Source organism: Micromonospora sp. NPDC049662 (genome assembly GCF_040675055.1).
Lineage (GTDB): Bacteria > Actinomycetota > Actinomycetes > Mycobacteriales > Micromonosporaceae > Micromonospora.
Map to the genome: position 1 here is coordinate 74,771 of NZ_JBFAOC010000025.1, position 22,984 is coordinate 97,754.

23 protein-coding genes are annotated in these 22,984 nt (G+C 70.5%); 4 read left to right on the forward strand and 19 right to left on the reverse strand.

Annotation, left to right across the window (positions count from 1 at the left end; translation table 11 throughout):
• Positions 1-13 precede the first annotated feature (13 nt).
• Positions 14-1,456, reverse strand: a complete 1,443-nt coding sequence (gene murA / locus AB0J36_RS19870) for a UDP-N-acetylglucosamine 1-carboxyvinyltransferase (protein ID WP_357134005.1) — start codon at positions 1,454-1,456, stop codon at positions 14-16.
• Here murA and AB0J36_RS19875 point away from each other — a divergent pair.
• Together AB0J36_RS19875 and AB0J36_RS19880 are read left to right on the forward strand one after the other, a co-directional pair.
• Positions 1,455-2,027 carry a cob(I)yrinic acid a,c-diamide adenosyltransferase gene (locus tag AB0J36_RS19875; protein WP_357133999.1) on the forward strand — a complete coding sequence of 191 codons (573 nt, stop codon included), beginning with the start codon at positions 1,455-1,457 and terminating at the stop codon, positions 2,025-2,027. The genes murA and AB0J36_RS19875 overlap by 2 nt on opposite strands.
• Before the next feature lie 330 nt (positions 2,028-2,357).
• Positions 2,358-2,702 (forward strand): peptidase inhibitor family I36 protein, encoded by a 345-nt coding sequence (locus AB0J36_RS19880; protein ID WP_357133996.1) that lies wholly within the window; start codon positions 2,358-2,360, stop codon positions 2,700-2,702.
• 90 nt (positions 2,703-2,792) lie between these two features.
• Here the strand turns inward: AB0J36_RS19880 and AB0J36_RS19885 are convergent, their stop codons facing one another.
• The 13 genes from AB0J36_RS19885 to glyA form a co-directional block, all read right to left on the reverse strand.
• Positions 2,793-3,248 (reverse strand): DUF2550 domain-containing protein, encoded by a 456-nt coding sequence (locus AB0J36_RS19885; protein ID WP_357133993.1) that lies wholly within the window; start codon positions 3,246-3,248, stop codon positions 2,793-2,795.
• Between the two features lie 12 nt (positions 3,249-3,260).
• Positions 3,261-3,542, reverse strand: coding sequence for a F0F1 ATP synthase subunit epsilon (locus tag AB0J36_RS19890; RefSeq protein WP_355052864.1), 282 nt, complete (start codon positions 3,540-3,542; stop codon positions 3,261-3,263).
• An 89-nt stretch (positions 3,543-3,631) separates the two neighbouring features.
• Entirely contained in the window at positions 3,632-4,774 is a 1,143-nt protein-coding gene (locus AB0J36_RS19895; protein ID WP_357133989.1) for an LCP family protein, read from the reverse strand.
• A gap of 223 nt (positions 4,775-4,997) precedes the next feature.
• Positions 4,998-6,434, reverse strand: a complete 1,437-nt coding sequence (atpD, locus tag AB0J36_RS19900; RefSeq protein WP_357133986.1) for a F0F1 ATP synthase subunit beta — start codon at positions 6,432-6,434, stop codon at positions 4,998-5,000.
• On the reverse strand, positions 6,434-7,363 hold the full coding sequence (locus AB0J36_RS19905) for a F0F1 ATP synthase subunit gamma (protein ID WP_357133983.1): 930 nt from the start codon (positions 7,361-7,363) through the stop codon (positions 6,434-6,436). The genes atpD and AB0J36_RS19905 overlap by 1 nt, the downstream gene beginning before the upstream one ends.
• 4 nt (positions 7,364-7,367) lie before the next feature.
• Positions 7,368-9,020 carry a F0F1 ATP synthase subunit alpha gene (gene atpA, locus AB0J36_RS19910; RefSeq protein WP_357133980.1) on the reverse strand — a complete coding sequence of 551 codons (1,653 nt, stop codon included), beginning with the start codon at positions 9,018-9,020 and terminating at the stop codon, positions 7,368-7,370.
• Between the two features lie 140 nt (positions 9,021-9,160).
• Complete coding sequence (locus AB0J36_RS19915; protein WP_357133977.1) at positions 9,161-9,982, reverse strand: F0F1 ATP synthase subunit delta; 822 nt, start codon at positions 9,980-9,982, stop codon at positions 9,161-9,163.
• Positions 9,982-10,521, reverse strand: a complete 540-nt coding sequence (locus AB0J36_RS19920) for a F0F1 ATP synthase subunit B (RefSeq protein ID WP_112584053.1) — start codon at positions 10,519-10,521, stop codon at positions 9,982-9,984. Before AB0J36_RS19920 ends, AB0J36_RS19915 begins: the two co-directional genes overlap by 1 nt.
• A 33-nt stretch (positions 10,522-10,554) precedes the next feature.
• On the reverse strand, positions 10,555-10,788 hold the full coding sequence (locus tag AB0J36_RS19925) for an ATP synthase F0 subunit C (protein ID WP_357133974.1): 234 nt from the start codon (positions 10,786-10,788) through the stop codon (positions 10,555-10,557).
• Between the two features lie 65 nt (positions 10,789-10,853).
• Entirely contained in the window at positions 10,854-11,651 is a 798-nt protein-coding gene (atpB, locus tag AB0J36_RS19930) for a F0F1 ATP synthase subunit A (protein ID WP_357133971.1), read from the reverse strand.
• 11 nt (positions 11,652-11,662) lie between these two features.
• Positions 11,663-11,899, reverse strand: a complete 237-nt coding sequence (locus AB0J36_RS19935) for a hypothetical protein (RefSeq protein WP_355052858.1) — start codon at positions 11,897-11,899, stop codon at positions 11,663-11,665.
• A gap of 190 nt (positions 11,900-12,089) precedes the next feature.
• The gene (locus AB0J36_RS19940) at positions 12,090-12,512 is read right to left on the reverse strand and encodes a hypothetical protein (RefSeq protein WP_357133967.1); all 423 of its coding nucleotides are present in this window, start codon (positions 12,510-12,512) and stop codon (positions 12,090-12,092) included.
• On the reverse strand, positions 12,505-13,794 hold the full coding sequence (gene glyA / locus AB0J36_RS19945) for a serine hydroxymethyltransferase (RefSeq protein WP_363660972.1): 1,290 nt from the start codon (positions 13,792-13,794) through the stop codon (positions 12,505-12,507). Before glyA ends, AB0J36_RS19940 begins: the two co-directional genes overlap by 8 nt.
• Before the next feature lie 84 nt (positions 13,795-13,878).
• On the opposite strand from glyA, the gene AB0J36_RS19950 reads away from it, so the two are divergent.
• Positions 13,879-15,342 carry an SDR family oxidoreductase gene (locus AB0J36_RS19950; RefSeq protein WP_357174580.1) on the forward strand — a complete coding sequence of 488 codons (1,464 nt, stop codon included), beginning with the start codon at positions 13,879-13,881 and terminating at the stop codon, positions 15,340-15,342.
• Positions 15,343-15,515: 173 nt separating this feature from the next.
• On the opposite strand, the gene AB0J36_RS19955 is transcribed toward AB0J36_RS19950, so the two are convergent.
• From AB0J36_RS19955 to prmC, 4 genes are all read right to left on the reverse strand, one after another.
• Positions 15,516-17,630 (reverse strand): transglycosylase domain-containing protein, encoded by a 2,115-nt coding sequence (locus AB0J36_RS19955; RefSeq protein ID WP_363660973.1) that lies wholly within the window; start codon positions 17,628-17,630, stop codon positions 15,516-15,518.
• Between the two features lie 145 nt (positions 17,631-17,775).
• On the reverse strand, positions 17,776-18,387 hold the full coding sequence (locus AB0J36_RS19960) for a phosphotyrosine protein phosphatase (protein ID WP_357133954.1): 612 nt from the start codon (positions 18,385-18,387) through the stop codon (positions 17,776-17,778).
• On the reverse strand, positions 18,388-19,038 hold the full coding sequence (locus tag AB0J36_RS19965) for an L-threonylcarbamoyladenylate synthase (protein WP_355052883.1): 651 nt from the start codon (positions 19,036-19,038) through the stop codon (positions 18,388-18,390).
• Positions 19,038-19,985 (reverse strand): peptide chain release factor N(5)-glutamine methyltransferase, encoded by a 948-nt coding sequence (gene prmC, locus AB0J36_RS19970; RefSeq protein WP_357133951.1) that lies wholly within the window; start codon positions 19,983-19,985, stop codon positions 19,038-19,040. The genes AB0J36_RS19965 and prmC overlap by 1 nt, the downstream gene beginning before the upstream one ends.
• A 73-nt stretch (positions 19,986-20,058) precedes the next feature.
• On the opposite strand from prmC, the gene AB0J36_RS19975 reads away from it, so the two are divergent.
• The gene (locus AB0J36_RS19975) at positions 20,059-21,606 is read left to right on the forward strand and encodes a GGDEF domain-containing protein (RefSeq protein ID WP_357133948.1); all 1,548 of its coding nucleotides are present in this window, start codon (positions 20,059-20,061) and stop codon (positions 21,604-21,606) included.
• Between the two features lie 151 nt (positions 21,607-21,757).
• On the opposite strand, the gene prfA is transcribed toward AB0J36_RS19975, so the two are convergent.
• The gene (gene prfA / locus AB0J36_RS19980) at positions 21,758-22,846 is read right to left on the reverse strand and encodes a peptide chain release factor 1 (protein WP_357133945.1); all 1,089 of its coding nucleotides are present in this window, start codon (positions 22,844-22,846) and stop codon (positions 21,758-21,760) included.
• Between the last annotated feature and the right edge of the window lie 138 nt (positions 22,847-22,984).

The window sequence follows — 22,984 nt, forward strand, 5'->3', positions numbered from 1 at the left end:
GCGCAGCGGGGTCTCAGATCTCCAGCGACGGCTCCTCGGGCGCGGTGCCCCGCTCCACCGCCACGCCGAGCGCACGCAGGTCGGCCACGAAGTCCGGGTAACCCCGGTCGACGTGGTGCACGTGCGAGACCTCGGTGGGTCCGTCCGCGCAGAGTCCGGCGATGATCAGCCCGGCGCCGGCGCGGATGTCGGTGGCGCGTACCGGCGCCCCGGACAGCCGCTCCCGACCCCGGACCACGGCGTGGTGCCCGTCGGTCTTGATGTCCGCGCCGAGCCGCATCATCTCGTTGGCGAACATGAACCGGCCGTCGAAGATGTTCTCCGTGATCAGGGATGCGCCGTCGCTGACCGAGGCCAGCCCGATCGCCATCGGCAGCAGATCGGTGGCGAAGCCGGGGTACGGCAGGGTCACCACGTCCACCGCGCGGGGCCGGTCGTCCATGCGTACCCGGAAGCCGTCGCCCCGCGTCTCGACCAGGCCGCCGGCCGCGACGACCTTGTCCAGCGCGACCTCCAGGTAGGCCGGGTCCAGGCCGGTGACCGTCACGTCGCCACGCGTCATCGCGGCGCCGAACGCCCAGGTGCCGGCGACGATCCGGTCCCCCACTGTGGCGTGCCGCACCGGCTGCAGGCCGGGCACGCCGGTGATCCGCAGGGTGGACGTGCCGGCGCCGGAGATCCGCGCGCCCATCTGGTTGAGCATCGTGCAGATGTCGACGATCTCCGGCTCCCGGGCCGCGTTGTCGATCGTCGTGGCGCCCTGGGCCAGCACCGCTGCCATGACCAGGTTCTCGGTCGCCCCCACGCTCGGGAAGTCCAGCACGATGTCGGCGCCGCGCAGCCCGTGCGGGGCCTCGGCGATGACGAACCCGTGCTCACCGGAGATCTCCGCGCCCATCCGGGTCAGCCCGGAGATGTGCATGTCCAGGCCACGTGAGCCGATCGCGTCGCCGCCCGGGTGGGCCACCCGCACGTAGCCACGACGGGCCAGCAGGGGGCCGAGCACGCAGATCGACGCGCGCAGCCGCCGGACCAGGTCGTAGTCGGCCTCCGCGCCCGGCTGCTCGGGTACGTCGATGGTGACCGAGCGGGACCGGGCGACGCCGCCCCGCGCCACCATCGGATCGACGGGGTGGTCCGTGTCGAACCGGACGTCACAGCCCAGCCGCCGCAGGACCTCCCCCATGATCGCGATATCGGTGATCCGCGGAACGTTGGTGATCACGCTGCGGCCGGGAGCGAGCAGCGCGGCGGCCATCAACTTCAGTGCCGAGTTCTTGGCGCCGACGACGTGCACGGTGCCCGCCAGCCGGGCCGCACCGCAGACCCGGATGACGTCGACGTCGTTGACCGCCGTGTCACCGGCGTCGCCCGGACCCACCACCGCTGGCCAGCCGGCTGTCGTGTCCGGCCGAGCGGGGATCGTCAGTTCCGGTATCCGTAGGCTGTGCGTCATGGCCGTCCACCTCACGCGCATCTACACCAAGGCCGGCGACGCCGGCATGACCAGGCTGAGCAACAACGAGCAGGTCCCGAAGACCGATCCACGGATCGCCGCGTACGCGGATGTCGACGAGTGCAACGCGGCGATCGGGGTCGCACTCGCCCTGGGCCAGCTCGACGAGGAGCTGCGGGCCGTCCTGGCGTCGGTACAGAACGACCTGTTCGATGTCGGCGCCGACCTGTCCACGCCCGTCGAGCCGGAGCCGAAGTACCCGCCGCTGCGGGTAACCGAGGAGTACGTCGAGCGCCTGGAGGGCTGGTGCGACGAGTACAACGCGCGCCTGAGCAAGCTCGACTCCTTCATCCTCCCCGGCGGCACCGCCGGCGCGGCGCTGCTGCACGTGGCGCGGACCATCGCCCGGCGCGCCGAGCGGGCAGCGTGGGCGCTGGTCAGCCACGATCCGGACCGGACCAGCCCGCTCCCGGCAAAGTATCTCAACCGGCTCTCCGATCTGCTCTTTATCCTGTCAAGAACGGCAAATCCGGCGGGCGATGTGCTATGGGTGCCGGGCGGCAACCGCTGACCGTCTGCGTCGTACGGGTGTGGGGTTCCCGATCTCGCGGCTACCACGCGTGGTCCCGGCGAATTCCCAACCAGCCCCCTCCGACCCGGCCCGCCACCGTCGTCGGCACGCCGGCCGACTTGCCGACGTCGGGGCGGTTCTCTCACTCCCACCTGACCCGGCCAGGCGTGGAATCACGCCCGGTTCGCTTCGCCGTCACTCGATATTTATCGACGTCCAACTGTCCTATGTATAGGGTCTGGGGGGCGGCATCGATCGGCTGCCGCGAACTGCCGATGAACGGGGAGATTTGTGAGGATCGCACGCAGGCTCGTCGCCACGCTCGGAATGATGTCGCTACTCGTCTTCGGAATGGCCCTGCCGGCACAGGCAGCCGCCACGTGCCCGGTCGGGGACTTCTGCGTCTGGAGCGGCAGCAACGCCACCGGCTCGATGTGTAGCTGGAGCAACGCAGACAATGACTGGTTCAACGCGCCCGTCGTGTGTTCCTGGGCGGACAACCAGGTGGTCCGCTCGGCCGAGAACCGGGGCCGGAGCACGAGCTACCGGTCCGTGTACTTCTACTCCGGCGCGAACTACACCGGCACGTACGGATGCCTCGGACAGAACGACCAGTTCATGAACGACATCTACGAGAACCTGCGATCGCACCGCTGGCGGACCTCGAGCTGCTAGTCACGCAGCAACAAATTGGGCCACGGCTTGCCGTGGCCCAATTTTTCGTTCCGGGATCCATTCGAGCGGGACACCGACAGCCGGCACGGCTCAGGCAGCCGGCCAGTCCTGGGAGGCCAGACGCGGCGAGACCGCCCCCGGAGGGGCGGCCTCGAGCCAGGAGAGGAAACCGGTCACGGTCGATCGCGCCATGGCGATCTCCACCGGTGCGTGGTGACTCGTACAGCGGAGGATCACCCAGTCGGCCGGCATGGAGAGCCGTTCCTGCCCTTCGGGCAACCGTCGGCGCTCGACCGCGAGATCCTTGCGGGAGAGAACCCGCTTGGGGCGGATCGCGAAGCTGAACATTCGATACCAGCGCAGCTCGTCAGCGGCGAACCGGCCGAAGCCGGGCGACCAGCCACGCCCGTCGAGCACGGTGGTGACCCGGACGCTGAGCCGGATGATGCCACCGCTGCGGGTCACGAGGGCCCGCCGGACGAAGAGCACGAGAAGCGCGACGAGTATGACGGCGACGCCGACCCCGATCCCTTCGACGATCTCCATCCCCGGTGTGACTCAGCGGCTCTGCGCGGAAACCGGGGTCGCGCTCTCGGCCAGCACGGTGACGCCCTCGGCGCTCACCGAGAGGAAGCCGCCGGCCACCTCGTACGAGACCTGCTCGCCGCCGGCCAGCTTGATGCGGACCTGACCGGGCTCGGCGAGCTGGCCGAGCAGCGGCGCGTGACCCGGCAGGACACCGAGCTCGCCCTCGGTGGTCCGGGCGACGACCATCTCGGCCTCACCGGACCAGACCTTCTCCTCGACGGCGACGAGCTCGACGTGAAGCTGCTTTGCCACGCTGTCTCCTTGCTGCGGCGGCGGATTGCCGAAAGTCTAGTCGTGCCGCCGCGCCGCCCCCAACGCGGGTGGCGAGAGCTGCGCCACGGCTACTTGGTCTTGTTCTGGAATTCCGGGTGCTCGAGCAGGAACGGGTCCAGTTGTTCATTGTGCAGGGCGGTGAAGAAGTCCGGGACGCCTGCCTGGAACTGCTCACCCTTGTAGGTCTTGCCCTCGAAGAGCCCGCCACCGGGAAGCTTGATCATCTGGATGGTGTTCGGGCGGATGTTCTTGAGGGCGAGCCCGAAGTCGACAACGCTGTTGCCCCGACCGTTGAAGATCAGGGACTGGCCGGCGGCGCGCAGCACCTTGTCCAGCTTGATCGGGTTGGCGACCACGTCGGCGCTGAATGCCTGCCCGACCATCGCCTTGACGAACTGCTGCTGGTGCCGCTGCCGGCCGTAGTCGGCGTCCGGGACACCGTTGCGCTCGTAGCGCTGCCGGACGTAGTCCAGAGCCTGCCACCCGCTGAGGTGGTGGTTGCCCTTCTTGTAGACCGCCTGCGGGCCGATGTAGCCGTAGCCGTGCGGGTTGCCCGGCCGGGGCTTGCCGTCCGGCTGCTTGTGCTCCGACTTCACGTCCCGCTCGACGTACATGTCGACGCCGCCCATCGCGTCGACGATCTTCTGGAAGCCGGTGAAGTTGATGATGGCACCGGCGTCGAACCGCTTGATGCCGGTCACGTTCTGCACCGTCGTGGCCAGCAGCTCGAACCCCCGCGCCGCGTCGGGGTTCTTGCCGGGCACCTGACTGCCGAACGACATGGCTGCGTTGATCTTCGTCGACTCGCCGTTGAAGTTGGCTTTCTTGAAGGCCGGAATGTCGACGTAGAGGTCCCGCGGCAGCGAGAAGAGGTAGGCCCGGTCCATCGACGCCGGGACGTGCAGCACCATGATCGAGTCGGCCAGCGGCGCCGCCGTCGGCGTACGCGGGTCGATGCCGACCAGCAGGAGGTTGAGCGGGCCCTTGATGTCGCTCTTCTTCTCCTTGGCGCCCGCCGCCTGGTCACCGAAGAGGTCGGCCTTGCCGACGGCGCCCTCGTAGCGGGCCATCAGCACCTCGGTGCCGACCAGCACACCGCCGCTGAGCATGGTCAGCACCAGGCCGAACACGGTGCACACCTTGGCCCAGCGCGGCACGCCCCGCCACATGGACGACTTGCGGCCCTTCTTGCCGGCCTTACCCACACTCATCTCCGTTCGCTACGCCCACGCAGAGGAGACGGGCTCACGTCGTCGAAAGGTTGCACTCGTCCGCGCTCGTGATGGCGAACGCGCGGACCGACCGTATCTCGGCTGCCACGTGAGTGACGACCACGAGTAACGGACCGCGACGATGGTAAGACGTGAAGATGAACAAAAGACTGCCCCGACATTGCCGGGGCAGTCTTTTGCGGTACAGGTACGACGAGGGCTGTCAGGCCTTCATCAGCTCCTCAGCCTTGGCTTCCAGGTCCTCGAGACCGCCGCACATGAAGAACGCCTGCTCGGGGAAGTGATCGTACTCACCCTCGCTGATCTTGCGGAACGCCTCGATGGTCTCCTTGATCGGGACCGTCGAGCCCGGCACGCCGGTGAACTGCTCCGCCGCGTAGGTGTTCTGCGAGAGGAAGCGCTCGATCCGCCGGGCCCGGGCCACGGTGATCTTGTCTTCCTCGGAGAGCTCCTCGATACCGAGGATGGCGATGATGTCCTGCAGGTCCTTGTAGCGCTGCAGGATCCGCTTCACCTCGGTGGCGACCTGGAAGTGCTCCTGGCCGACGAACTCCGGGGCGAGGATCCGGGACGAGGACGCCAGCGGGTCCACGGCCGGGTAGATGCCCTTGTCGGAGATCGACCGCTCCAGGTTGGTGGTCGCGTCGAGGTGGGCGAACGTGGTGGCCGGGGCGGGGTCGGTGTAGTCGTCCGCCGGCACGTAGATCGCCTGCATCGAGGTGATGGCCTGGCCCCGGACGGAGGTGATCCGCTCCTGGAGCTCGCCCATCTCGTCGGCCAGGGTCGGCTGGTAACCCACGGCACTCGGCATCCGGCCGAGCAGGGTGGAGACCTCCGAACCCGCCTGCGTGAAGCGGAAGATGTTGTCGATGAAGAGCAGCACCTCCTGCTTCTTCACGTCGCGGAAGTACTCCGCCATGGTGAGCGCGGAGAGCGCGACCCGCAGACGCGTGCCCGGCGGCTCGTCCATCTGGCCGTAGACCAGCGCGGTCTTGTCGATGACGCCGGACTCGGTCATCTCGGCGATCAGGTCGTTGCCCTCACGGGTGCGCTCACCCACGCCGGCGAAGACCGAGGTACCACCGAAGTTACGGGCAACCCGGGTGATCATCTCCTGGATGAGCACCGTCTTGCCCACGCCCGCGCCGCCGAACAGACCGATCTTGCCGCCCTTGACGTACGGGGCGAGCAGGTCGATGACCTTGATGCCGGTCTCCAGCATCTCGGTCTTCGGCTCCAGGTCCGCGAAGGCCGGGGCCTTGCGGTGGATACCCCAGTGGTCGTCCGGGTTGAGGGTCTCGCCCTCCTTGAGGTTGAGCACCTCGCCGATCGCGTTGAACACGTGGCCCTTGACCGCGTCGCCCACCGGAACGGTGATCGGCTTACCGGAGTCGCGAACCTCGGCGCCGCGAACCAGACCGTCCGTCGGCTGCATCGAGATCGCGCGGACCAGGTTGTCACCCAGGTGCTGGGCGACCTCCAGGGTCAGCGTCTTCTCACCGCCGGACAGGCTCACGGTGACGTTCAGGGCGTTGAACAGGGCCGGCATGCCGTCGCGCGGGAACTCGGCGTCGACGACCGGGCCGATGACCCGGACCACGCGACCCGTGGCCGTCTTGGTCTCTACTGGTGCAGTCATCACACTTCACTTCCCGACGCGGCAAGCGCGTTGGCGCCGCCGACGATCTCGCTGATCTCCTGGGTGATCCCGGCCTGACGGGCCGAGTTCATCTCACGCGTGTACTTCTCGATCATCTCTTCGGCGTTGTCGGTGGCGCTCTTCATCGCCCGCCGCCGTGCCGCCGACTCACTCGCCGCCGACTCCAGCAACGCCGCGTAGATCCGCGTGTTGATGTACCTCGGCAGGAGCGCGTCGAGCAGCGCCTCCGCCTCCGGCTCGAACTCGTACGCCGGCAGCAGCCCCTCGGAGCGCGGCCGGTCCTCGACCTGCATCGGACCGATGACCTTGGTAACCGGGTTCTGCGTCATCAGTGAGTGGAACTCGGTGTAGACGATGTGCAACTCGTCCACGCCCCGCACCCCGTCCGCGCCAGCGCCACCGTCGACGTCGTCCGCGCCGGCCGTGAACGCCTTGATCAGCGTCTCACCCACGGCGCGGGCGTCCTCGAACGACGGCTGCTCGCTGAACCCGGTCCAGTTCGCCTCGATCGGCCGGTCGCGGAACCGGTAGAACCCGACACCCTTACGTCCGATGACGTAGAGCACCGGCTCCTTGCCGTCCGCCCTGAGGCGGGCGATCAGCGACTCGGCCATCCTGATCGCGTTGGAGCTGTAACCGCCGGCCAGGCCACGGTCGCTGGTGACCAACAGGACGCCCGCCCGCCGCACCCGCTCGCGCGGGGTGAGCAGCGGGTGGTCGATCCGCGCGTTGGACGCCAGCGCCGTGAGCACACCGGTGATGGCCTCGGCGTACGGCAGGGACGCCTGCACCCGCGCCTGGGCCTTGGCGATCCGGCTCGTCGCCACGAGCTCCATCGCCTTGGTGATCTTCTTCATCGACTTCGCCGAGCGGATTCGTTGACGAAGAACGCGTACCTGGGCCGCCATCAGATCAGCTCTCGGCCGGGCGGTCGGTCGCGCCGTCGCGGAAGCGGGTCACCGTCTCGCGGTTCTCGTCACCCTCGAGCGGAGCGGCCGGCGCGTCGTTGACCTTGCGCTCATCCTCCTTGTTGAGGAAGACCTGCTTGAACTCGCCGATCGCGGTGTCCAGGGAGTTGATGATGTCATCGCCCCACTGGTTGTCGGCGATCGACGCGAGGACACCCTCGTGCTTGTGCCGCAGGTACTGGAGGAACTCCGCCTCGAAGCGCCGCACCTCGCCGACCGGGATGTCGTCGAGCTTGCCCTCGACGCCGGACCAGACCGAGACGACCTCTTCCTGCACCGGGTACGGCGAGTAGTTCGGCTGCTTGAGCAGCTCCACCAGACGCGAACCCCGGTTCAGCTGGTTCTGCGAGGCCTTGTCCAGGTCGGAGGCGAAGGCGGCGAACGCCTCCAGCTCGCGGTACTGGGCCAGGTTGAGCCGCAGCGAGCCGGCGACCTTGCGCATCGGCTTCACCTGGGCGGCGCCGCCGACCCGGGAGACCGAGGTACCGACGTTGATCGCCGGACGAACGCCCTGGTTGAACAGGTCGGTCTCCAGGAAGATCTGGCCGTCGGTGATCGAGATGACGTTGGTCGGGATGAAGGCCGAGATGTCGTTGGCCTTCGTCTCGATGATCGGCAGACCGGTCATCGAGCCGCCACCCAGCTCGTCGGAGAGCTTCGCGCAGCGCTCCAGCAGGCGGGAGTGCAGGTAGAAGACGTCACCCGGGTACGCCTCACGGCCCGGCGGGCGACGCAGCAGCAGCGACACGGCACGGTACGCCTCGGCCTGCTTGCTCAGGTCGTCGAAGACGATCAGAACGTGCTTGCCGCCGTACATCCAGTGCTGTCCGATGGACGAGCCGGTGTACGGGGCGAGGTACTTGAAGCCGGCCGGGTCGGACGCCGGCGAGGCGACGATGGTGGTGTATTCCAGCGCGCCCGCCTCCTCCAGCTGCCCCTTGATCGAGGCGATGGTGGAGGCCTTCTGGCCGATGGCGACGTAGATGCAGCGGACCTGCTTCTTCGGGTCGCCGGTGCGCCAGTTGTCGCGCTGGTTGAGGATGGCGTCCAGGGCGACGGTGGTCTTGCCGGTCTTGCGGTCACCGATGATCAGCTGCCGCTGGCCCCGACCGATCGGGGTCATCGCGTCGATCGCCTTGATGCCGGTCTGCAGCGGCTCGAACACCGACTGCCGGGACATCACGTTCGGAGCCTGCAGCTCCAGCTCGCGGTAGCCCTCGTCGGCGATGTCGCCGAGGCCGTCGATCGGCTGGCCGAGCGCGTTGACCACGCGGCCGAGGAACGCGTCGCCGACCGGAACCGAGAGCACGCGGTCGGTGCGCTTGACCCGCTGCCCCTCCTCCAGCTTGGCGGAGTCACCGAGGACGACCACGCCGATCTCCCGCACGTCGAGGTTCAGCGCCACGCCGAGCGTGCCGTCCTCGAACTCCAGGAGCTCGTTGGTCTTGGTCGAGGGCAGGCCCTCGACGTGGGCGATGCCGTCGCCGGTGTCGGCGACGGTGCCGACCTCCTCGCGGGAGACGTCGGACGAGTAGGAGGAGACGTAGCGCTCCAGGGCGCCGCGGATCTCCTCCGTCGAGATGGTCAGCTCGGCCATCCTCTGCTTCCTTAAAATTCAGGGGCCCGGGATACCTAGTACCAACCGGTCCGAATGGCGTCTGTCAATCCAGGCGCTGCGGCGGCGGAGCCGCCCCAACGTGAGGCGGCGGAACCACCGCATTGCTGGCGGTGAGCCGTTCAGCGCTTCGCGAGCGCGTTGCGTGTCTCGTTGAGGCGGCGCAGGATGGTGCCGTCGTACAGGTCGGAACCGACCCGGACGCTCACGCCACCGAGAACGGCGGGGTCGACCGTCTGCTTGACGGACACCTCCCGACCGTATATCGCGGCGAGGCTCGCACCCAGTCGACGCTCGTCCTCGTCACTCAACGGGGCCGCGACGGTCACGTACGCCACCTGCCGGTCACGCCGGTCGGCGGCCAGCTCGACCAGCCGGGTGAGCGCTCCGGTGAAGGAACGCCCGCCGAAGCCGGCGAGCGCAGCCTCGACGAGGCTGACGGTGACCGGCCGGGCCTTGCCGGCGAGCAGCTCGCGAGCCAGGGTGGCCCGCTGCTCGACCGGGGCGACCGGGTCGGCGAGAGCGTTGCTCAGCGCCGACTGACCGGACACGACCTGACCGAAGCGGAACAGCTCGTCCTCCACCTCGCCCAGCTCACCGGCGGAGTCGGCGCTGGCCAGCAGCGCCTCCACGCCGAGGCGCTCGGTGCCGTCGAGCAACTCCGACGGTGCCGACCAGCGGCCCGAGACCAGCGTGACGAGCAGGTCGAGCGCGTCCGCGCCGATCCGCCCACCCAGCATGTCGCCGAGCAGCGCGCCGCGGTCCGCGCCGGAACGAGCCGGGTCGGACAGCGCCCGACGCAGCCGCGGCTCACGCCGCAGCAGGGTCGCCACGGAGAGGATGGCGTCGGCGGTGGAGGCCACCGCCGACGGCTCCGCGCCGCGGACGTACGCGTCGAGGCCCTCGGCCGCGACCTTGTACGACTCCCGGCTGGCGGCCTGCATCAGCGGGCCCCCGTGCTCTCGAGGCCGCTCAGGAACCGGTCGACGGTGCCCTTGCGCCGCGCCTCGTCGGCCAGCGACTCGCCGACGATCTTGCTGGCCAGGTCCACCGCGATGGTGCCGACCTCCGCGCGCAGCTCGCGCACGATGGTGGCCCGCTCGGCGGCGAGCGCGTCCTTGCCGGCCTGGATGACCCGGTCGGACTCTTCCCGCGCCTTGGCGAGGATGTCCTGCCGGATGCCCTCGGCGTCGGCCCGCGCGTCGTCACGGATCTTGGCGGCGTCGGTCCGCGCCTCGGCGAGCTGGGCGCGGTACTGCTCAAGCAGCTGGTTCGCCTCGGCCTGGGCGGCCTCGGCGCGCTTGATGCCGCCCTCGATCGCGTCGACCCGAGCCTGGAACGTCTGCTCCATACGCGGGAAGACGAACTTCATCAGCACGAAGCAGAGCACGGCGAAGGCGACCGTGCCGACCACGATCTCCTGCCAGATCGGAATGATCGGGTTGTGGTCTGACTCACCACCCTCGGCGGCGAGGAGGAACAACATGGGTGACCTCCCGGTCGGAAGGGGCGGGTACTACTTGGCCCAGATGAAGCCGAAGGCGATGCCGAACAGGGCGAGCGCCTCGATGACGGCGAAGCCGATCCAGACGTACGGCAGGGTCATGCGCGACGACTCGGGCTGCCGGGCGGTCGACTGGATGTAGGCGGCGAAGACCAGGCCAACGCCGATGCCCGGGCCGATGGCCGCGAGGCCGTAGCCGATGGCGGCGGTGCTGCCGTTGACCGCGGCGAGAACGCTAACGTCCATTGGTGTGGTTCCTCCTGGTTATCACGCGTGACTCTCACGCGGGACGACAACGGTTGGTGCGTGGATCAGTGCTCTTCGGCGAGAGCGCCCTGGATGTAGCTGGCGCTCAGGACCGTGAAGACGTAGGCCTGCAGGACGATGACGAGCGCCTCGAGGAGGGTCAGCGCCACGGTCATCACCCAGGAGACCACCGAGACCGGCGCCAACCAGGCGTTGGCGTTGAGCATCGCGAAGCCGCCGAGCGTGAAGACCAGCAGGAGCATGTGGCCGGCGAACATGTTCGCGAAGAGACGAACGGCCAGCGAGAACGGCCGAATGATGAAGGTCGAGAACGCCTCGATCGGGATCAGCAGCGGCAGGATGTACCAGGGTGCCGGCGGGATCAGGGCGTGCTTGAAGTACTTGCCGAAGCCGTGGTGCCGGATGCCGATGTAGTTGAACAGCACGTAGCTGATCACCGCGAGGATCGCCGGGAAGGCGATGTGCGAGTTCGGCGAGATCTGGAAGAACGGGATGATCGCGAAGGCGTTCGTCACCAGCACGAAGCAGAACAGCGTCGTGAAGTACGGGGCGAACCGCACGCCCTGGTGCCCGATCATGTCGACCGAGATGTTGTTGCGCACGAAGCCGTAGATCGACTCGGCGAACCACTGCTTCTTGGTCGGCACCAGCTTCGGGTTCCGGTAGGTCGCCAGGAAGAAGATGATCAAGGCGCCGACCGCGATCCAGATCATCAAGGTGAACTTGGTGAACCACGGAGCGTTCTCCGCGCCCCAGGGCACGATCGCGGGCAGGTAGAAGTCCTCCACACTGGGTGGGAATGCCGCCTGGCCCGCTGCCAGGACGTTCGCCTGTCCGAACACCGCGTCCCTTCCTAAGTAGGCGTGCCGAGTCGGCGGATGACCAGGATGACGCCCCCAGCCATGCCGAGCACGAAGCCGATCCCGGTGGCGACGCCACCGGTGTCGAGCCACTGGTCGACCAGCCAGCCGATGAAACCCCACACGAGCATGCCTCCGATGAGGTAGCTGAGCGCGGTCCAACCCTGACCGGCGCCGGACGGATAGTCGTCCGGTTGACCGGCGGGACGGGGGGTTTGGTCATCAGCCATGACGGGGCGAACGATATCAGCCGGGAAGACGAGGCTGTGCCTCACCCCCCGCACAACCGTCGTTGTGTGGGCTTCTCGTGGGCGCCGTCGTCTGTGGGCACGCTACTCCCCTTCCGCCCGTCGGAAAATGACCGGAGGCCGACACATTGCCGCGCGTCCGCTAGGTGGGACACCCGTGTCGACGACCAGGTCAGCCGGAGCGGCGGGCGTGCACCGTGGTCAGCCACCAGAGGTGCGCCGCTGTCCACACTGCCACCCCGGCGACGATGCCGAGGCAGAGCGGGACCAACCCCGCCCAACCGGTCGACGCCACCGCCACCAGGACGACACCCAACAGGGTGAACTTCAGCACGTACAGCCCCAGCCCGAGCGGCAGCAGCAACTGCGGGTTGACCTGGTCGGCCCGCGCCAGCACCACCGTCGTGAGGGTGTAGCTGAGCACCGTCACGCCCACCCCGGCCGCCGCGCCGAGCGCGCCCGTCGCGCCACCGGTCACCCCGCCCACCACGGCCGCGACCACGGCCAGCGCCGCCGACGCGGCCAGCAGCACCGGCAGGTGCCGCAGCCGCCACCGCCCGTCGCTCGCGGGCTCGACCACCCCGGGCTCAGCCACGGGGGTACGCCGGGAAAGCCGCGACCAGTTCGGCCACCTCGGCGCCGATCGTGCTCAGCGCGTCGGCGCCACCCGGTTCACCCGGGTTCGTGCGTACCGCGCGGGCGATCAGGGCGGCCACCTGCCGCAGCTCACCCTCGCGCAGGCCCTGCGTGGTGACGCTCGGTGTGCCCACCCGGATACCGGAGGCCACCAACGGCGGCTGCGGGTCGTACGGAATGGCGTTCTTGTTCAGGGTGATCGAGGCGGCGTCGCAGCGGGCCTCGGCCTCCGCGCCGGTCACCCCCAGCTCCCGCAGGTCGATCAGCGCGAGGTGGGTGTCGGTGCCACCGGACACCGGGCGCATGCCCTCGTCGGCCAGCCCGGCGGCGAGCGCCTGCGCGTTGCGCACCACCTGGGCGGCGTACGTCTGGAACTCGGGCTGGGCCGCCTCACGCAGCGCGACCGCCTTGGCCGCGACCGCGTGCATCAGCGGGCCGCCCTGGGTGAACGGGAAGACCGCCTTGTCGATCCGCTGGGCCAGCGACTCGCGGCAGAGGATCATGCCGCCCCGGGGGCCGCGCAGCACCTTGTGGGTGGTGGTGCAGACGACGTCGGCGTACGGCACCGGCGACGGGATGGCCCGACCGGCCACCAGGCCGATGAAGTGCGCGGCGTCCACCATCAGGTACGCCCCGACCTCGTCGGCGATCTCCCGGAACCGGGCGAAGTCGATCAGCCGGGGGTACGCGGTGGCCCCACAGATGATCAGCTTGGGCCGGTGCGCGCGGGCCAGATCGCGTACCTCGTCGTAGTCGATCAGCTCGGTGTCCGGCCGGACCGGGTAGCCCACCGGGTGGAACCACTTGCCGGAGAAGTTCACCCGGCTGCCGTGGGTGAGGTGCCCGCCGTGCGGCAGGTCCATCGCCAGCACCGTGTCCCCCGGCTGCACCAGCGCGGCGTACGCGGCCAGGTTGGCGCTCGCCCCGGAGTGCGGCTGGAGGTTGGCGTGCTCGGCCCCGAACAGCTCCTTGGCCCGGGCGATGCCGATCTCCTCGGCCCGGTCCACCTCGGCGCAGCCGCCGTAGTAGCGCCGACCCGGGTACCCCTCGGCGTACTTGTTGGTCAACGTCGAGCCGAGCGCGGCCAGCACCGCCGGCGAGGTCAGGTTCTCGCTCGCGATCAGTTGCAGGCCACCCCGCAACCGGTCCAGCTCACCGAGGACCACCCCGGCGATCTCCGGATCGGTGGCCCTGAGCTGGGCGAAATCCGGCCCCCAGAAGGTGCTCGTCTCGGTCTCCACAGCGAACGAGTCTAGGGCCTGTCGCACAAGGGCGGCCGGCCAGTTCCTGTGCGACAGGCCCTCCGGGGCCGCACACTGGGACCCGTGAGATGCCTCGTCACCGGAGCCACCGGATACATCGGCGGGCGACTGACGCCGCTGCTACTCGCCGACGGGCACACCGTGCGCTGCCTCGCCCGCAAGGCCGTACGCCTGCGCGATGTTCCGTGGGCGGCGGCGGCCGAGATCGTCGAGGGTGACCTGAGCCGGCCGGAGACACTGCCCGCCGCCTTCGCCGACGTGGACGTCGCGTACTTCCTGGTGCACTCGCTCGGCCGGGCGGACTTCGAGGCGGCCGACCGGACGGCGGCGACGAACTTCGCGGCGGCGGCCCGCGCGGCCGGCGTACGCCGGATCGTCTACCTCGGTGGTCCGGAGCCGGCGGCCGACGCGGAGGTCCCGTCGCCGCACCTGCGGTCCCGGGCCGAAGTGGGCCGGATCCTGCTCGCCAGCGGCGTGCCCACGGCGGTGCTCCGCGCCGCGGTGATCATCGGCTCCGGCTCGGCGTCGTTCGAGATGCTGCGCTACCTGACCGAGCGGCTGCCCGCCATGGTCACGCCACGGTGGGTCCGCAACCGGATCCAGCCGATCGCGGTCCGCGACGTGCTGCGCTACCTGGCCGGCTGTGCCACCCTGCCGCCCGAGGTCAACCGCGGCTTCGACATCGGCGGACCGGACGTGCTGACCTTCCGCGACATGATGGACCGCTACGCCCGGGTGGCCGGGTTACGACGACGGATCATCGTGCCGGTCCGGCCCCTCACCCCGTCGCTCTCGTCGCACTGGGTCGGCCTCATCACCCCGGTACCGAACAAGATCGCCCGGCCGCTGGTGGAGAGCCTGATCCACGAGGCCGTGGCCCACGAACACGACATCGCCCGGTACGTGCCCGATCCGCCCGGCGGCCTCACCGGCTTCGACGACGCCGTGCGGTTGGCGCTGGCCAAGGTGCGCGACGCCCAGGTGGAGACGCGCTGGTCCACCGCGAGCGGCACCGACGCGCCCGCCGAGCCGCTGCCCAGCGACCCGGACTGGTCCGGCGGAACGGTGTACACGGACGTACGGGAACGGGCGGTGGACGCGTCGCCGGCCGCGCTCTGGCGGGTCATCGAGGGCGTGGGCGGCGAGCACGGCTGGTACTCGTTCCCCCTCGCCTGGTCGGTACGCGGCTGGCTGGACCGGCTGGTCGGTGGTGTGGGGCTGCGCCGGGGCCGGCGCGACCCGCACCGCCTCCAGGTCGGCGAGGCGCTGGACTTCTGGCGGGTCGAGGAGATCATTCCGGGCGAGTTGTTGCGGCTGCGCGCGGAGATGCGGCTGCCCGGCCGCGCCTGGCTGGAGATGCGGGCGCTGCCGGCCGAGAACGGCCACAGCCGCTACCAGCAACGCGCCGTCTTCCTCCCTCGCGGCCTCGGCGGTCACGCCTACTGGAGTTCGGTGACCCCGTTCCACGCCGTGATCTTCGGCGGGATGGCCCGCAACATAGCCCGCAACGCCGAACAATCCCCCTAACCCACCCCACCCCCACGCCGCCCACGCCGCCCACGCCGCCCACGCCGCCCACGCCGCCCACGCCGATCTTGCACTTTGTGTTGTCGCTTTGCGGCCTTGGCACCCTAAATCCCCGCAGAAACTGCAAGATCGGCGCGAACGGAGTCGGCGGGGCGGGGCGGGGCGGGGCGGGGTCAGTTTGTGGTTCGGGCGGCGGTGACCTGGAAGGCGGCCCGTTCGCTTGGCGGGACGAAGTCGCGTACCGGCTGGTCATGCAGGGCACGGGAGAGGACCTCGCCCACCCCGGTCACCATCCGGGCCTGCACGGCCTGACCGACCGCGTCGCGCGGGTCGTCCGGGTTGGCCGCCATCGAGGCGACCACCAACTGCGGGGTGAAGGCCACCACCGTCTCCGTCTCGTACCGCTCGGAACTGCCGGTCTTGCCGGCCACCGGGCGGCCCAGCCGGGATCGCAGATCGGGAGCCGTGGCGCCGTCGCACCGCCCGTACATCGACTGGTCGCCCACCGGGCAGCGGGCCGCGTCCGCCGCCGCCCGGGCCACGTCGGTGTCGAGTACCTGCCGACAGTCCGGCTTGGCGGCATCCACCGGCCGGCCGGCCGAGTCGTTGATCGAGACCACCGGCAGCGGCGCGCACCACGTCCCCTCCGCGGCCACCGTGGCGTACGCCGTGGCCAGGTCCAGCGGGGTCGTCGCGGCGACACCCAGGGTGAACGGGCCCCAGTCCTTCGCGCCGTAGCGGGCCAGCCGCTCGTCGGAGTCGGCCCGCAGCACGATGCCCAGCCGCTCGGCCATCTCGACCACCCGGTCGGCGCCGACCCGCTCGGTCAGCCAGGCGAAGTAGGTGTTCACCGACCGGCCGAACCCGGTCCACATCGTGCGGGGGCCGTCCATCGCCGACGGACTGGCGTTCGCCGGGCACCAGCGGCCGTCACAGCTACCCGCACCGGTCGCCGGGAAGCGGGTGAGCAGTTGCGTCGGCGCCGTGAACTCGGTCGACAGCGGCATGCCGGATTCCAGCGCGGCCAGCATGGTGAAGAGCTTGAACGTCGAACCGGCCTGATACCCGTCGATGGCCCCACCACCGGCCACGAGCTGGTTGACCGTGTTCGGATAGTTCTTCTGTCCGACCGGGTTGTCCTCGACGCTGTAGTTGCGGTTCACCGACATCGCCAGCACCCGGCCGGTGCCGGGCTGCACCACGGCGGTGGGTACCGCCCGCGCCTCGGTGGGCCGGTAGATGCGCAGGACCTGCTCGGTGGTGGCCTGCTGCACGGCCGGATCCAGCGACGAGACGATGGAGAACCCGCCCCGGCGCAGCATGCGCTGTCGCTCGTCGGCGCTCGACCCGAACGCCGACTGGCTGCTCCACCAGCGGGTGAACCAGTCGCAGAAGAAACCCCAGTCCGAATGCCCGTCGGGCACCCCCGTGCAGTCGTTCGGCGTCTCGCTGGGCCGCAGCTGCAGCGGCTCGGCCTGTGCCGCCGCCGCCGCGTCGGCGGGGACCTGATCCGTCTCGACCAGGCGCTCCAACACGTACGTCCGGCGGTGCAGGGCGCTGTCGGCGTCCCCGTTGATCGGGTCGTCACTGTCCGGCGACCGGACCAGACCAGCCAACAGCGCGGCCTGGGGCAGGGTCAACTCAGCCGGCGAGACCGAGAAGTAGCGCTTGCTGGCCGCCCCGATCCCGTACGCCCCGGCACCGAAGTAGGCGATGTTGAGGTAGCGGGTGAGGATGTCCTCCTTGCTGAGCTCCCGCTCCAGCGCCAGCGCGTACCGCATCTCCTGGAGCTTGCGGGCGGTGGTGAGCTCGGTGGCCGCCTGGCGCTGCCGCTCGGTCAGCCGGGGATCGCTGCTGAGCACGTTGCGGACGTACTGCATGGTCAGGGTGGAGGCGCCCTGCCGGGTCTTACCGTCGCGCTTGTTCACCGTGAAGGCGCGCACCACACCGCGCAGGTCCACCCCGCTGTGCTGGTAGAACCGGACGTCCTCGGCGGCCACGATGGCCTGGCGCATCACCGGGGCGACCTCGCGCAGCGGGACCTCCACCCGGTCCTCCTGGTAGAAGGAGGTGATCAGGGTGGTGCCGTCGTTGGCGTAGAGGTTGGAGCGCTGCGCGGTAGGCGGCGTGCGGAGCGTGTTGGGCAGCTCCGAGTACGGCGTGGACAGGGCGCTGAAGCCGATCCCGAAGACCAGGGCGGCGGGCAGGGCGGCCCCGGCCAGCACCAGTCCGGCCAGCACGCCGGCGATCACCACGGTCAGCAGTTTGTCGAGTCGGGCCCGGATCATCAGCTCTCCCCGCAGGAGCCGGTCACGCTAGGACCCGTTCAGAATGACCCGGAACGCCCCTTTCGCCCCTGGTTTTCCCCAAACCCGGAGGAAACTCGCACCGCGCCCAGGGCAGCAGCGCGCCGGCCAGCGGCTCGCACCGCGCTCAGGGCAGCAGCGCGGCGGCCAGCGGGTGGACCGTCTCCTCGATCTCGTCCGCGACCCGGGTGAAACACTGGTCGCCGCGACCCCAGGGATCGTCGAGATCGTCGGTGGGCAGCGCCGAGGCGCCCAGCCGGTTGTCGTGCGCCGCCGCCACCAGGGCCACGCCCCGCGCGTACACCGCCTCCGGGGTCGCCTCGGCCGCCGGCAGCGCGGTGACGTCCACCGCGGCCAGCAGCCGGCCGAACTCACCCAGCACGAAGGTACGGGCCGCCGCGTCCGGACGGAGCGCCACCACGTACTCCTGCTGGTCGGCCGTCGCCGTCAGGACCAGGTCGGCGGCGTCGATGTGGTCCGAGCGCAGCTTGCGCGCCGCGAACCCGTCGACGTCACCGCCACGGTCGATGACCTGCCGCGCCGCCGGCGGGTTCATCTCCTCGCCCGCGTGCCAGCCGCCGGTGCCGGCGCTGTGGCTGTGCAGCAACTCCTCGACGCCGGCCGGATCCTGCGAACGCCGCACCAACCGCTCCCGTGCCGCGAGGGCCAGCAGTCGCTCGGCCATCGGTGAGCGGCAGATGTTGCCCATGCAGACGTGCAGGACGGTGAACGGGGGCACTCAGGCCCCCTGGTGGACGTCGAGGAGATCCGGTACGACGTCGCGCAGCTTCTCCAGCGGGATCGCCCCGGCCCGCAGCAACTGCGGCACCTCGCCGGTCAGGTCGACGATCGTGCTCGGCACCGGATCCGGGCAGGGCCCGGCCTCCAGGTACGCACGCACCGAGTAGCTGAGCTGGTCGCGCGCCTCCTCGGCGGTCACCGCCGCCGGCTGGCCCGTCTTGTTGGCCGAGGAGACCGCCATCGGGCCGGTCTCGCGCAGCACCTCCAGGGCCACCGGGTGCAGCGGCATCCGCACCGCGACGGTGCCGGTCTTGTCGCCCAGGTCCCACTGCAGGCTCGGCGAGTGCTCGACCACGATCGTCAGCGCACCCGGCCAGAACGCCTCCACCAAGTCCCGCGCCGCCGAGGGCAGCGAGAAGACCAGGCCGTCCAGGGTGTGCCGCGAACCGATCAGCACCGGCGGGGGCATCTGCCGACCCCGGCCCTTCGCGTCCAGCAGCGCCTTGACCGCGTACGGCGTGAACGCGTCCGCGCCGATCCCGTAGACGGTGTCCGTCGGAAGGACGACCAGTTCGCCGTTCTTGACCGCCTCGATGGCCGCAGCGATGCCGCGGTCCCGATCGGCGGGCGATCGGCAGTCGTAGAGCATCACGAGGAGTCAGTCTGCCACGCCCGCCCGGGCACGGTGTGCTGGCCGTCCGCCCGTCGGGACGCGGTGGCGTACCGGGGGCGGCCGGTGAGGTCCGGATGCTCCGTGACGGCGTCGAACCGGCCGTCGTGGGCGAACAACTCTGGCACCGCCACGCCGTGCGTGTCGTCGTGCTCGACCCCGATCACGCCCCCGGGTCGCAGCAGCGCCGCCGCCCGGTCGATCACCGGTCGGATCACCGCCAGACCATCGACGCCCCCGAAGACCGCCTCCGCCGGATCGTGCCCGGCCACCTCCGGCGGCACCACCACGTCGACCGGCACGTACGGCGGATTGCAGAGCAGCACGTCCACCCGACCCACCAGGTCGGTGAGCAGGTCGGGCGCGGTCACGTCGGCCTCGACCACCTCGATCGGCCGGTCCCCCGCCGCGGCCCGCTCGGCCGCGTTGCGGCGTAACCACGCCAGCGCCGCCGAGGACCGCTCCACCGCGACCACCCGCGCCCCGGGCAGCTCCTGCGCCACCGCCAACGCGATCGCGCCGGTGCCGCTGCACAGGTCCACCACCAGCGGCTCGGATCTGCCCCGGCCCTGCTCGACACCCCACCCGGCCAGCAATTCCGTCTCCGGCCGGGGCACGAAGACACCCGGACCGACCGCCAGTTCCAGGTGCCGGAAACCCGCCCGACCGGTCAGGTGCTGCAACGGCTCCCGGCCGGCGCGACGCCCGACCAGCTCGTCCAGGCGGGCCAGTTGGGCGTCGTCCAGATCGTCGGCGAGGGCCAGCCGACCCCGGGGCACGTCCAGCACGTACGCCGTCAGCAGTTCGGCCTCCACGCGCGCCGGGCCTACGCCGGCCGCGGCGAGTACGCGGGCCGCCCGCGCCACCGCGGCGGACGGACGGGTGCGGCCTGTCCCTTCGGGGGGGTGTTGCGGCAGAGTGGTCACACGATAATCATGGGGCGTCGCGAGGCGACGCCATGAACGGGTGCGTCGAGGCGCACACGACAGGAGGTTGTGGGTGGGCTGGCTCGACCGGGTCCATGACCAGGTTGACACTCTCTCGCACGCCCGCGCTTTGCAGGAAGCAAGTCGCTCCGCGGAGTCGTACACCCTTCTGGAGCGTGTGATCCGCACCACGTCGGACCCGGCGGCCCGCGCGGACGCCATGGTCCAGCGTCTCTCCGCCTTGATCAATCTCGGTCGGACGGCGGAGTTCACCCGGGCCATCGAGGAGGCGTCGGCGGCCGTCCGCGACCTCGCCGAGCCCTACCTGCACGGGCACCTCAACGCGCTGGCCGCGCTCGCCGCCCACCACCAGGGCGCGCTGGACCGCTGCGTCACCCACCTCGTCAAGGCAGCGCGGGCCCTGAACGCCGTGGACGACCCGGACCGGGACACCGCCTGGGGCTGGCACGACCTGGCGATGGCCTACAGCTACCTCAGCTTCCACGGGTACGCCCTGGGCGCGATCGAACGCGCACGGCAGCTCGGGTTGACCGCCGGGATCCCGGAGGAGACGTTCGCCGCGCCGGGCATCCGGCTGCGCAACGCCGTGGCGCTCGACCACAACGGTGACAGCGACGGTTGCCTGCGCGTGCTGCGGGACGTGGCGACCGACCTGGCCCAGTTCGTCCAGAGCGGGCGGGCCGGGCGGCTCCGTCCCAGCAGCCTCGCCGCGTACGGGTACTCGGCGGCACGGCAGGCCGCGCTCGGCGACACCCTGGAACCGACCGGCGACGCCGGCCCGTCCCGGCTGCTCACCCACGGCGGTGACAGCGCCCGCGCGCGGGACCTGCGGCAACTCGGCATGGTCTGCCTGGCCGTCGCGGACGGTCGGCCCATCGAGGCGGTCGCCCGACTGGACACCATCCGGGTGTCCACCGAGACGCTCGGGGCGGCCGAGCCGGCCCGGCTGCGCAGCATCGCGCTCGCCCGCGCCGGCGACCATTCCGCGGCCCACCGGGCGGACCGGCTGGCGTTCCGGCTCGCCGCCCAGCGCAACGACCGGCTGCGCGACGTCTACATCGACGGCATCGCCGCCCGGATCGACCACGAGGAGATGCGTCGCGAGGCGGCACGGTACGAGGGTGAGGCGTTGACCGACCCGCTCACCGGCCTGCCCAACCGGCGTCGCCTGGAGCGGTACATCACTGCCGTCGTCACCCGGGGCGAGCGGGTCGTCATCGGCGTCTGCGACCTGGACGGCTTCAAGGCGGTCAACACCCGGCACGGCCACCACTCCGGTGACCTGGTGCTGCAACGCATCGCCGGGGTGATCAACCGGGTGATGCGCCGGGGAGACTTCGTGGCCCGCTACGGCGGCGACGAGTTCGTCGTGGTGCTCCCGGACACGGGCATGATCGAGGCCACCGAGGTGGCCCGCCGGATCGAGGCGGCGGTACGCAACGAGGACTGGGAGTCGCTGGTACCCGGCACCCCGGTCGGGGTGAGCATCGGCTTCGCCGAGGTCTCCGGCGGTAGCGGGCTGCGCGACGCGCTCAGCGTCGCCTTCGAGCAGGCCGACCGGGAGATGCTACGCGCGAAATCCCGCCCCCGCGCGAGCTGACCACTCCCCCTCTCTCGGGGTCGATCAAGGACTTGTGGTGCCCCACTAAAGCCCCACCACGGGACAATCTCCCCACCACGACTCCATGATCGACGGGGCAGGGGCGGGGGCGGGGGCGGGGGCGGGGGCGGGGGCGGGGGCGGGCGGGGGGTTAGCGGCGGGTTAGTTCTGTGTCGCCGGCCAGGCGGGCGGCGCGGTCGGCCTCGGCCAGGGCGTCCAGGACGCCGTCGAGGTCACCGGCGAGAGCCAGGTCCAGGTTGTACGCGGTGTAGCCGATCCGGTGGTCGGTGATCCGGTTCTGCGGGAAGTTGTAGGTGCGGATGCGCTCCGAGCGGTCCACGGTGCGTACCTGCGCCTTGCGGGCGTCCGAAGCGGCGGCGTCGGCCTGCTCCTGGGCGGCGGCGAGCAGCCGGGCCCGCAGGATCCGCATCGCCTGCTCCCGGTTCTGCAACTGGGACTTCTCGTTCTGGCAGGACACGACGATGCCGGTCGGCACATGCGTGATCCGTACCGCCGAGTCGGTCGTGTTCACCGACTGACCGCCCGGGCCGGACGAGCGGAACACGTCGATACGCAGGTCGTTCTGGTCGATGGTGACGTCGACGTCCTCGGCCTCCGGCAGCACCAGCACCCCGGCCGCGCTGGTGTGGATCCGGCCCTGCGACTCGGTCACCGGGACGCGCTGCACCCGGTGCACGCCGCCCTCCCACTTGAGCCGCGACCAGACACCGTTGCCGCCGTCCGGCACACCCTTGGTCTTGATCGACAACGAGACGTCCTTGACCCCGCCGAGGTCGGAATCCTGCGCGTCGATCACCTCGGTGATCCACCCGTGCCGCTCGGCGTACCGGGTGTACATCCGCAGCAGGTCGCCGGCGAACAGCGCCGACTCCTCGCCGCCCTCACCGGCCTTGATCTCGACGATCACGTCCTTGGCGTCGTGCGGGTCGCGCGGGATGAGCAACTCGGCGAGGCGCTCCTCCAGGGCCGGCAGGGACGCCGCGATGGAGTCCGCCTCGGCGGCGAAGGACGGGTCCTCGTCGGCCAGCTCGCGGGCCGCGGCCAGGTCGGCGCGAGCCTGCTCCAGCTCGCCGGCGGCCTTGTGCAGCGGCACCAGCGCGGCGTACCGGCGACCCACCCGGCGCGCGGTGGCCTGGTCGGCGTGGATGGCCGGGTCGGCCAGCCGCTTCTCCAGCTCCGCGTACTCGTCGAGGAGTCCGGCCAGACGCTCGCTGCTCATGCTGCGGATGCTCCTTCGAGGATGCGGCACCGGGAGGGCCAAGGGTGTTGGCGGGCGAAACGCGGACGGCGCCCGTGTCCGGTACAAAACCGGGCCCCGGCGCCCCCAGCGGTGTGTATTGGGCAGGGTGGGGCGGTA